Consider the following 8,275-nt stretch of genomic DNA (forward strand, 5'->3'; position numbering starts at 1 on the left):
GTCCGCACGTGCCGCTTGCGGCGGATCCGCGGATCGCGGGGGCGCTCGCCGCCCGCAACACCCACCTCGCGCCCTTCTGGCTGCGGCGGCGCGAGCCGGGGACGACCGCGGTGCCCGCGCTGACCGGCCGCAGCGCCCTCATCGTCGACGCCGAGGACAGCTTCGCCGGCATGCTCGCCCATCTGCTGCGTGAGCTCGGCCTCGCGGTCACCCTCCAGCCGTGGGACCAGGTGGCGGGGCACCCACCCCACGGCACGGACAGCGGCGGCCCTGGATCGGCTGGCGGCCCTGGGTCGAATGGCCGCGGCCCTGGATCGGATGGCGGTGACCCTGATGCGAGTGCCGGTGATCCTGGAGCGGATGGCAGTGATCATGTCGGTGCGGGGTTCGACCTGGTGGTGGCCGGGCCCGGGCCCGGCGACCCCGACGACGTCGCCGACGTGAAGATGGCGACGATGCGGCGGGTGATCGCGGATCGGCTGGCGGCGCGGCGGCCGCTGCTCGGCGTCTGCCTCGGCCACCAGCTGCTCGCCGGGCTGCTCGGGCTGCGGCTGCATCGGCGCGATGCCCCGTACCAGGGGCTCGCGCGCACCATCGACCTGTTCGGCCAGCCCCGCCGGGTCGGGTTCTACTCGACCTTCACCGCGATCGCCGACGGCGGCGAGCTCGCCACCGCCCACGGGCCGGTCCGTCTCGCCCGCGACCCTGCCGACGGGTCGGTGCACGCCCTGCGCGCAGCGGCCTTCGCCGGGGTGCAGTTCCATCCGGAGTCGGTGCTCAGCGAGGACGGCCTGCCGGTCCTGCGTGAGCTGCTGACCGAGCTGCTGACGGCCTCGCTCCCCGGGCCGCCGAGACACGCCCCGGCACGGCGTCGGCCCTCGCCCGCGGATCCGGGACGGACCTCGGCGGGTAGGGCGCGCGGCTACTTGTGATCTTGATCGTGGTTTGCGGCTCCGTTACGACCTCGTGACCGGCGCGCTGCCGTCCGCGCCGGGAGGCCGGCGTGCGGGAGGATCCGAGGGCATGGTCATCATCAGGGCAGCGCGCCCGTCGGACGCGGCGGGCATCCGGGCCGTGTACGCACCGTTCGTCGCCGGATCACCGTCGACCTTCGAGGAGGAGCTCCCGACGCCGGCGGACTTCCACACGCGGATGCTCGCCACCCCCCGCCGGCCGTGGCTGGTCGCCGAGGCCGACGGGCAGATCGCCGGCTACGCCTACGCCAGCGCGCACCGCACGCGGGCGTCCTATCGCTGGTCGGTGGACACGTCGGTCTACCTGGCCGCCGCGCACCACCGGCGCGGGCTTGGCCGCCGCCTGTACGACGAGCTGATCGCGCAGGTGCGGGCGCTGGGCTACCTCAACGTGTACGCGTGCATCACCCTGCCGAACGCGGCGAGCGTCGCGCTGCACACCTCGGTGGGCTTCCGGCCGATCGGGGTGTTCGCCCACGCGGGGTACAAGCTCGGTGCCTGGCACGATGTCGGCTGGTTCGGGCTGCCCCTGGTCGACGAGCACCCCGCCCACCCCGCCGAGCCACGCCCCTGGCTGCCCGCGGACACGCCTGCGGACTAGGGCGCGTCGGGTGGGCAGAACGGGGTTGGGCACGATCGGCTGGGCACGGATCGGCCGGGTCGGCCGGGTCGGCGGGTCGGCGGGTCGGCGGGTCGGCCGGCGAGTGTGGGGCGAAGGGCGGGAGGGTCGTGCGGGCGGTGGGGATGGTGCTGCATCCGCGGCGGGACTCGGCCGAGGCGGTCGGGGCGGTCCTCGACTGGGCCGCCGAGCGGAACGTGACCGTGCTCGGCATCGGCGGCGAGATCGAACGGCTTCGGTGCACCGCGGTGGCGGTGCCCGCCGAGGAGTTGGCCGAGCGCAGTGACCTGCTGGTCAGTCTCGGCGGGGACGGGACGATGCTGCGCGCGATGCGGTTGGCCGACGGCCGCCGGGCCCCCGTGCTCGGGGTGAACCTGGGCCGGCTCGGCTTCCTCACCGAGGTCGACGTGCCGGAGATGGCGGCGGCGCTCTCGGCGATCGACCGTCAGGAGTACACGGTGGAGCCGCGCCTCGCCGTCGACGCGCGGATCGGCGCGGCGACCGTGAGCGCCTTCAACGACGTGGCCGTCGTGCGGGTGCCGGGGTACGGCGGCAGCGCGGCGGTGGCGCTGCGGGTCGACGGCCGGCCGTTCGTCCGCTACGCCGCCGACGCGGTCGTCGTGTCCACCCCGGCGGGCTCGACGGCCTACAGCTTCTCGGCCGGCGGCCCGATCGTCAGCCCGTCCGTGGAGGCGCTGCTGGTCACCCCGGCCGCACCGCACTCGGCGTTCAACCGAGGGGTGGTCCTGTCCGTGCGCGACGCCCTCGCCCTCGACGTGCTACCCGGCAGCGCCCGCCTCGCCGTCGAGGTCGACGGCCGGGTACACGACTACCTGGAGGCCGGCGCGACGGTCGAGCTGCACCCGCGGCCCGGCGCGGCGGGGGTCGTCCGCCTCGGCCGGACGACCTTCTACGAGCGGGCCGCCCGCAAGCTGCGCCTCGCCGGCTCCGCCGAGGTCGACGGCCCCCACCCCGACCCGGCCTGACCCGGTCGGACCCGGTCGGACCCAGCGGCCCGCAGGGTCGGGCCAGCAGACGGGACCAGCTCAACGGGCAGGATCGGCGGGGCGAGCGGGGTCAGCTCGGCGAGCGGGGTGAGCTCGGGAGCGGGTCAGCGGCCGGCGGTCCAGCGGCGGTCGGACTCGTCCCAGGCCTCGTTGCGGTCGTCCAGCCGCTGGCGCCAGTGCACCGCCTGCTCGGCGCTGTCGTAGGGGCCGAGGCGACGGTGTCCCGGCGCGTCGGGCGGGTTCTCCACCCGTCCGTGATCAAGGCACCACCACCAGCCGGTCGGATTCCACGCCGAGCTGTCCGCCGCCCGGCCGCGGCCCCGACCGGACACTCGCTGCAACCACCTGAACATGTCTCGATCAGTACCCCGGATCGCCCCGCGTCCACCCCCGGCGACCGGTCGAGTGTGGGAACCCGCCCGCCTACTATCCGACCTACATGCGTCTATCCGACCTACCTGCGTCGACCTGCGTGCGGCTGGCCCGGACTGGGTTCGGCTCGACTCGGTCGGTTCGACTCGGTCGGTTCGCAGCCCTGCGCGCCCCGGGAGTCGCCTCATGCCCGTCGACGGAGAACCGCCCGCCCCGATCCGCTCCCCCGCGGGGCTCGCCGCGCTGCTCGGCGTGCGAATTCCCATCGTCCAGGCGCCGATGACCTACATCGCCGGGGCCCAGCTCGCCGCCGCCGTGTCGAACGCCGGCGCGCTCGGCGTCATCGAGACGACCTCGGTGCAGGGCCGCGAGGACCTCAAGCGGGTCCGCGACCTCACCGACGCGCCCGTCGCGGCGAACATCGCGCTGGCCGCCCGCAGCGACCCGTCCACCGTGGACGTGGTCGCCGACGCCGGCATCCGCACCGTGATCACCTCCGCCGGCGATCCCAGGGTCATGACCGGACGGCTGCACGACGCCGGGATGACCGTGTTCCACGTCGTCGGCAGCCTGCGCAACGCGCTCAAGGCCGCGGACGCGGGCGTCGACGGGGTGATCGTCGAGGGCGTCGAGGGCGGCGGGTTCAAGAACCCGCAGGCCGCCTCCACCCTCGTCCTGCTGCCCCTGGTCGCCTCCCGGATCGACCTGCCGATCATCGCCGCCGGCGGGATCTGCGACGGGCCGTCGATGGCCGCGGCGCTCGTCCTCGGCGCCCAGGGCGTGCAGATGGGCACGCGGATGCTGACGTCCGCGGAGTCGCCGATCCACGACAACCTCAAGAACGCGGTCGTCGGCGCGGACGAGACCGCCACCGTGATGCTGTCGGTGCGGGGGCTGCCGACCATGCGGGTCCTGCGCACCCCCGCCGCCGAGCGGGCCCTGGCCGCCGGCCGCTCCGACGTGGGCCTCGACGGCATCCCGACGCTCTACTTCACCGGCGACCTGGCGGCCAGCATGGCGAACACCGGCCAGGTGGCCGGCCGAATCGGGCGGGTCGAGGCGGTCGCCGACATCATCGGCCAGACGTGGGCGGGCGCCCGCGCCGCGCTCGACGACGCCCGCGCCCGCCTCGACGCCTGAGCCCTGCGCATCGAGGCCTCGATGCCCTGACCGCCCGAACCCCCGTGCCCTGGGCTCAGAGCTCGGCGGCGGCCGGGATGAGGCGTTCGCCGAGCAGCTCCAGCGGACGCAGCGTGTCCACGTCCGGCACCGACCCGTGGTAATGGGTGACGCCGAGCCCGGCCAGTCGCTGGATGTCGCCGAGCAGGGCGTCGATCTTCTCCCCGCCGGGCCCGGGATCGAGTGAACCGATCACCGTCTTCTCGATCTCGTCGTAGTCCCGCCCGACGTCCTGGCAGTGCGCGCGCAGCACGTCGAGCTTGTGCTCCACATCGGGACCGGCGAACAGGTTGCAGGCCTGCGCGTAGCGCGCGACCAGCCGCAGGGTCTTCTTCTCGCCGCTGCCGCCGATGAGGATCGGCGGGTGCGGCCGGCGCAGCGGCGCCGGCACGTTGAGGGTGCGCTCGAGCTGGTAGTGCCGGCCGCTGTAGGGGGCGTCCTTGCCGCTCCACATCTGGAGAATGATCTCCAGTGCCTCCTCGAGGCGCTCGAAGCGCTCGGCGGTCGGGGGGAACGGCAGGCCGAGACCGCGCGCCTCCGGCTCGTTCCAGGCGGCGCCGATGCCGAGCCAGGCCCGGCCCTCGGACAACACGTCCAGCGTGGTCACGAGCTTCGCGAGCAGGCCGGGCTCCCGGTAGACGACCGCGGTCACCCAGGCGAGCAGCTCGATCCGGGTGGTGCGCGCGGCCAGGTAGCCAAGCGTCGTGTAGGCCTCGAGCATGTCGTGCTCGGGCGGACCGATCATGCCGATCTGCCAGACGTGGTCCATGACGCTGAGCTTCGCGAAGCCGGCGTCCTCGGCCGCGACCGCCACGCGCGTGAGATCCTGCGCGAGGGTCTGCGGCCCGCCGGACCAGGTGAAGTCGGAGACGTGCAGCCCGATTTCCATGGCCGTCCTTCCCGTCGGGTGGGACCCGGTCCGGCGCGTGCGGCGCGCCGGTGGGGCGGAAGAGTACTGGAGGATCCTCCGTTTACGACCCTACCGCCGACCGCGACGCAGCCCCGCCCCCGGGCGGTCTGCGCCGCAACCGGCGCGGCGGTCGAGCTCAGTCGAGGACGACGACGAACTTCCCGCGCACATGACCTGCCTCGCTGAGCCGGTGCGCCTCGCCCAGCTCGGTGAGCGGCAGGGCTCGGGCGACCGGCATGGTCAGCCGGCCCGCGGCCGCGAGCGTCGCCGCCTCCCGCAGTGAGTAGAAGGCCCGCCCCTCCGCCCCGGTGGTGAACCGGACGCCGTGGTCCGCCGCGGTGGCGTCACCGATGGACACCACCCGGTCCGGGCTGCCGGTCAGCGCGATCAGGTCCGGCAGCGCGCCCTCACCGGACACCGCGAGAGCCGCGTCGATCCCGTCCGGGGCCAGTGAGCGGACCCGGTCGACCAGACCGGGGCCGTAGTCCGTCGCCACCGCGCCGAGCGAGCGCAGGTACTCCTGGTTGTCCCGGCTGGCAGTGCCGATCACCCGCGCCCCACGCGCCTGCGCGAGCTGCACGACGGCGAGCCCGACGCCACCGGCCGCGCCGTTGACGAGCAGCGTCGTCCCGGCCGGCTCCGACCCGGTCGCCGCCTCCTGACCGGCCCCCAACTCCTGGCCAGCCCCCAGTTCCTGGCCAGCCCACGGCTTCTGGCCAGCGACGATGCCGAGCAGGTCGAGGCCGCGCGCGGCGGTCTCGACGGCCATCGCCAGGCCCGCGGCCTGCGCCCAGGTCAGCTCGGGCGGCTTCGGCGCCCACTCGTCGAGCACGGCGTACTCGGCCGAGGCGTTCTGCGCCGCGCCGAAGACCTCGGCACCGATCGACACGCCCTCGACACCGGCGCCGACCTCGTCGACCACGCCCGCGGCCTCCATGCCCGGGATGTGCGGCAGCGCCACGGGAATGGTGCGCAGCGTCGAGCCATTGCGGATCTTCCAGTCGACGGGGTTCACGCCGGCGGCGCGCACCGCGATCCGGATCTGCCCCGGCCCCGCGTGCGGCTGCGGCACGTCGACCAGGTGGAGGACCTCGGGGCCGCCGATCTTTTCGAAACTCATCGCCTTCATGCGAGCATCCTCGTTGTCCATGCCCTCATTCTCGTCCGCTCCTCTCCGCGCCGGTCCGCGCCGGTCCGCGGCCGCGCGGCGAAGGCGTGACCGCCGTCGGCCTCGTCGGGCCGCATCCTCCCCGGACCGCCCCGCACCCGACCGCATCCTCGCCGGACCGCATCCTCGCCGGACCGCACCGTCGCCGGACCGAGGCCGGGACGGCGTGAATCGGTGCGGCCGGCGCACGTCGCCCGCTTCGCACCCAGCCGGGCCTCGGCGGACCGAAATCGTCAGTCATCGTTCAAGTTTCTGACACGATGTATTCCTGTAACTCAACAGACTTCGCCATTGCGGTGATCGGCCGGGCTCGACGCAGGTTCCCTGCCAGCCCTCGGTGACCGGCATTCCCGCGGGCCACCGTCGTCGCGAGGCCGACTCGCCCGGCCGGGTAGGTGCCACTACCACACCGGAGCGGATCGCATACTCTGACAGGGATGTCCGAGAACGAGATCCTCCGACGGGCCAGCTACGGTCCGACCAGCCCCGTGGTCGGCGCGCGCGGCACCCGCACTCGTGCGCGCATCGTGACGGCGGCGCTGGACCTGTTCGAGTCGCAGGGCTTCCACGGGACGTCGGTCGACGAGATCGCCACCGCGGCCGGTGTCTCGCGAGCCACCCTCTACCAGTACTTCGAGAGCAAGGAGACGATATTCGTCGAATTGCTCAACGAGTGCGGCGGCGCCCTCATGCGCGTCGTGCGCCGCATCGGTCCGCTCGGGCCCACCGCTCTCGGCTTCGACAACCTGCACTGGTGGCTCGGCGAGTGGGCCTGGGTCTACGACAAGTACGCCACGATGTTCGTGCAGTGGGCGAACGTCGACTCGCCGCGGACCTCGGTCCGGCCGATGATCAGCGGCTTTCTGGAGTCCTACTACGACCGGATCGCCGAGCGGCTGGTCTCCTCGCAGGTCGAGGGCATAGATCCGATCGACGCCGCGATGACGCTCACCACCCTGGTGAACCGGTTCAACTACTTCCGGCACAGCGGTTTCGGGGATGGGCAGCCGGCCGAGAAGCTCGTCGACAATCTCGCCGTAGTGCTCCAGCTCATTCTGTTCCCGCACACCCCGGCCAGCGCCTTCGCGCAGCTTGGAACCGAGGCGGCCGGGTCGGCGCACGCGCTGCGCCCGATGCGCCGCTCCCCGCTGGCCGCGGTCCCGTCGCCGCCGGTGCCCGAGGTGACCGAGCGGTTCGCGTCCCTGAGCCCACGGGCGTCGGCGACCGTCCGCCAGATCCTCGACGCCGGCATCCAGTGCTTTGCCGAACGGGGCTATCACCTCTCGTTCGTCGACGACATCGTCGCGACGGCCGGCCTCGCCCGCGGCACCTTCTACAAGTACTTCGACGAGAAGCTGGACCTGCTGCTGGCGCTGAGCGCCGAGGCGTCGGCGGTCAGCACCCGCCTCGGCGTCGAGATCCGCGGCATCACGCTCGACCCGGCGGGCCTCGGCCGGCTGCGCGGCTGGCTCGCCGACTTCGTCGCCTTCCACCTGCGTTACGTCGGGGTCACCCGGACCTGGATCGAGTCGGCGCCGCAGGATCCCCGCCTGGACGTGGTGCGCCGCCAGGTGGGGCACGAGATGTGGGCCGACTACGCGGCCCTGCTCGAGCAGGTGGAGCGGACCTATCCCCTCGACCTCGACGTGGCCGGCCTGGTGTTCTTCTGCCTGCTCGAACGGCTGCCGGACACCGCCGTCAACATGGTCCCGGCGAAGACCCCGGACGAGGCCGCCGCGCTGCTGGGCACTGTCATCGAGCGGGGCCTGCTCAACGGCCGACCGATCGGCCACGCCGCCGCCTGAGGTAGCCGGCCCGAGGTAGCCGGGGCCCGAGGCAGGCCAGGGCTACTGGGCGCGGGCGAGAGTGCGGCGAGCGGCGACCGCCAGCGCCTCGTCGATCATCTCGCCGTCGAGACCGACCGCGCCCGCACCGCGGCGATGCGCGTCCGCGAGCGCCGCGAGCACCGCCCCGGGGGGGGCGTCCTACGCGGGGGGGGCGGGGAAAGTATACACCCCGGGTGGGAATTTTGCCGGGTTGTTTAAC

General features: G+C 73.6%; 7 protein-coding genes and 1 pseudogene. 5 read left to right on the forward strand and 3 right to left on the reverse strand.

What is annotated here, in order from left to right; all coding sequences use genetic code 11:
* The 3 genes and pseudogenes from ND748_RS19530 to ND748_RS19540 form a co-directional block, all read left to right on the forward strand.
* Window positions 1-932: pseudogene (locus ND748_RS19530) on the forward strand (hypothetical protein); the annotation flags it as partial.
* 91 nt (window positions 933-1,023) lie between these two features.
* On the forward strand, window positions 1,024-1,575 hold the full coding sequence (locus ND748_RS19535) for a GNAT family N-acetyltransferase (protein ID WP_251747447.1): 552 nt from the start codon (window positions 1,024-1,026) through the stop codon (window positions 1,573-1,575).
* A gap of 143 nt (window positions 1,576-1,718) precedes the next feature.
* Complete coding sequence (locus ND748_RS19540) at window positions 1,719-2,579, forward strand: NAD(+)/NADH kinase (protein WP_251747448.1); 861 nt, start codon at window positions 1,719-1,721, stop codon at window positions 2,577-2,579.
* Between the two features lie 125 nt (window positions 2,580-2,704).
* Here the strand turns inward: ND748_RS19540 and ND748_RS19545 are convergent, their stop codons facing one another.
* Complete coding sequence (locus tag ND748_RS19545; protein ID WP_251747449.1) at window positions 2,705-2,932, reverse strand: hypothetical protein; 228 nt, start codon at window positions 2,930-2,932, stop codon at window positions 2,705-2,707.
* 226 nt (window positions 2,933-3,158) lie between these two features.
* On the opposite strand from ND748_RS19545, the gene ND748_RS19550 reads away from it, so the two are divergent.
* Entirely contained in the window at window positions 3,159-4,112 is a 954-nt protein-coding gene (locus ND748_RS19550) for a nitronate monooxygenase family protein (RefSeq protein ID WP_251747450.1), read from the forward strand.
* 55 nt (window positions 4,113-4,167) lie between these two features.
* Here ND748_RS19550 and ND748_RS19555 read toward each other — a convergent pair whose 3' ends face one another.
* Together ND748_RS19555 and ND748_RS19560 are read right to left on the reverse strand one after the other, a co-directional pair.
* Entirely contained in the window at window positions 4,168-5,040 is an 873-nt protein-coding gene (locus ND748_RS19555) for an LLM class F420-dependent oxidoreductase (RefSeq protein WP_251747451.1), read from the reverse strand.
* A 157-nt stretch (window positions 5,041-5,197) separates the two neighbouring features.
* Window positions 5,198-6,190 (reverse strand): NADP-dependent oxidoreductase, encoded by a 993-nt coding sequence (locus tag ND748_RS19560; RefSeq protein ID WP_251747452.1) that lies wholly within the window; start codon window positions 6,188-6,190, stop codon window positions 5,198-5,200.
* 476 nt (window positions 6,191-6,666) lie between these two features.
* Between ND748_RS19560 and ND748_RS19565 the strand changes: the two genes are divergently transcribed.
* Complete coding sequence (locus ND748_RS19565; RefSeq protein WP_251747453.1) at window positions 6,667-8,034, forward strand: TetR/AcrR family transcriptional regulator; 1,368 nt, start codon at window positions 6,667-6,669, stop codon at window positions 8,032-8,034.
* Window positions 8,035-8,275 lie beyond the last annotated feature (241 nt).

It is taken from the genome of Frankia sp. AiPs1, from assembly GCF_023716945.1.
In the GTDB taxonomy this organism is placed as follows: domain Bacteria; phylum Actinomycetota; class Actinomycetes; order Frankiales; family Frankiaceae; genus Frankia.

Excerpts from the sequence above, each read along its gene's own strand:
- ND748_RS19535 (WP_251747447.1), top strand. The coding sequence starts at position 1,024 with ATGGTCATCATCAGGGCAGCGCGCCCGTCGGACGCGGCGGGCATCCGG.
- ND748_RS19540 (WP_251747448.1), top strand. The coding sequence starts at position 1,719 with ATGGTGCTGCATCCGCGGCGGGACTCGGCCGAGGCGGTCGGGGCGGTC.
- ND748_RS19550 (WP_251747450.1), top strand. The coding sequence starts at position 3,159 with ATGCCCGTCGACGGAGAACCGCCCGCCCCGATCCGCTCCCCCGCGGGG.
- ND748_RS19555 (WP_251747451.1), bottom strand. The coding sequence starts at position 5,040 with ATGGAAATCGGGCTGCACGTCTCCGACTTCACCTGGTCCGGCGGGCCG.
- ND748_RS19560 (WP_251747452.1), bottom strand. The coding sequence starts at position 6,190 with ATGAAGGCGATGAGTTTCGAAAAGATCGGCGGCCCCGAGGTCCTCCAC.
- ND748_RS19565 (WP_251747453.1), top strand. The coding sequence starts at position 6,667 with ATGTCCGAGAACGAGATCCTCCGACGGGCCAGCTACGGTCCGACCAGC.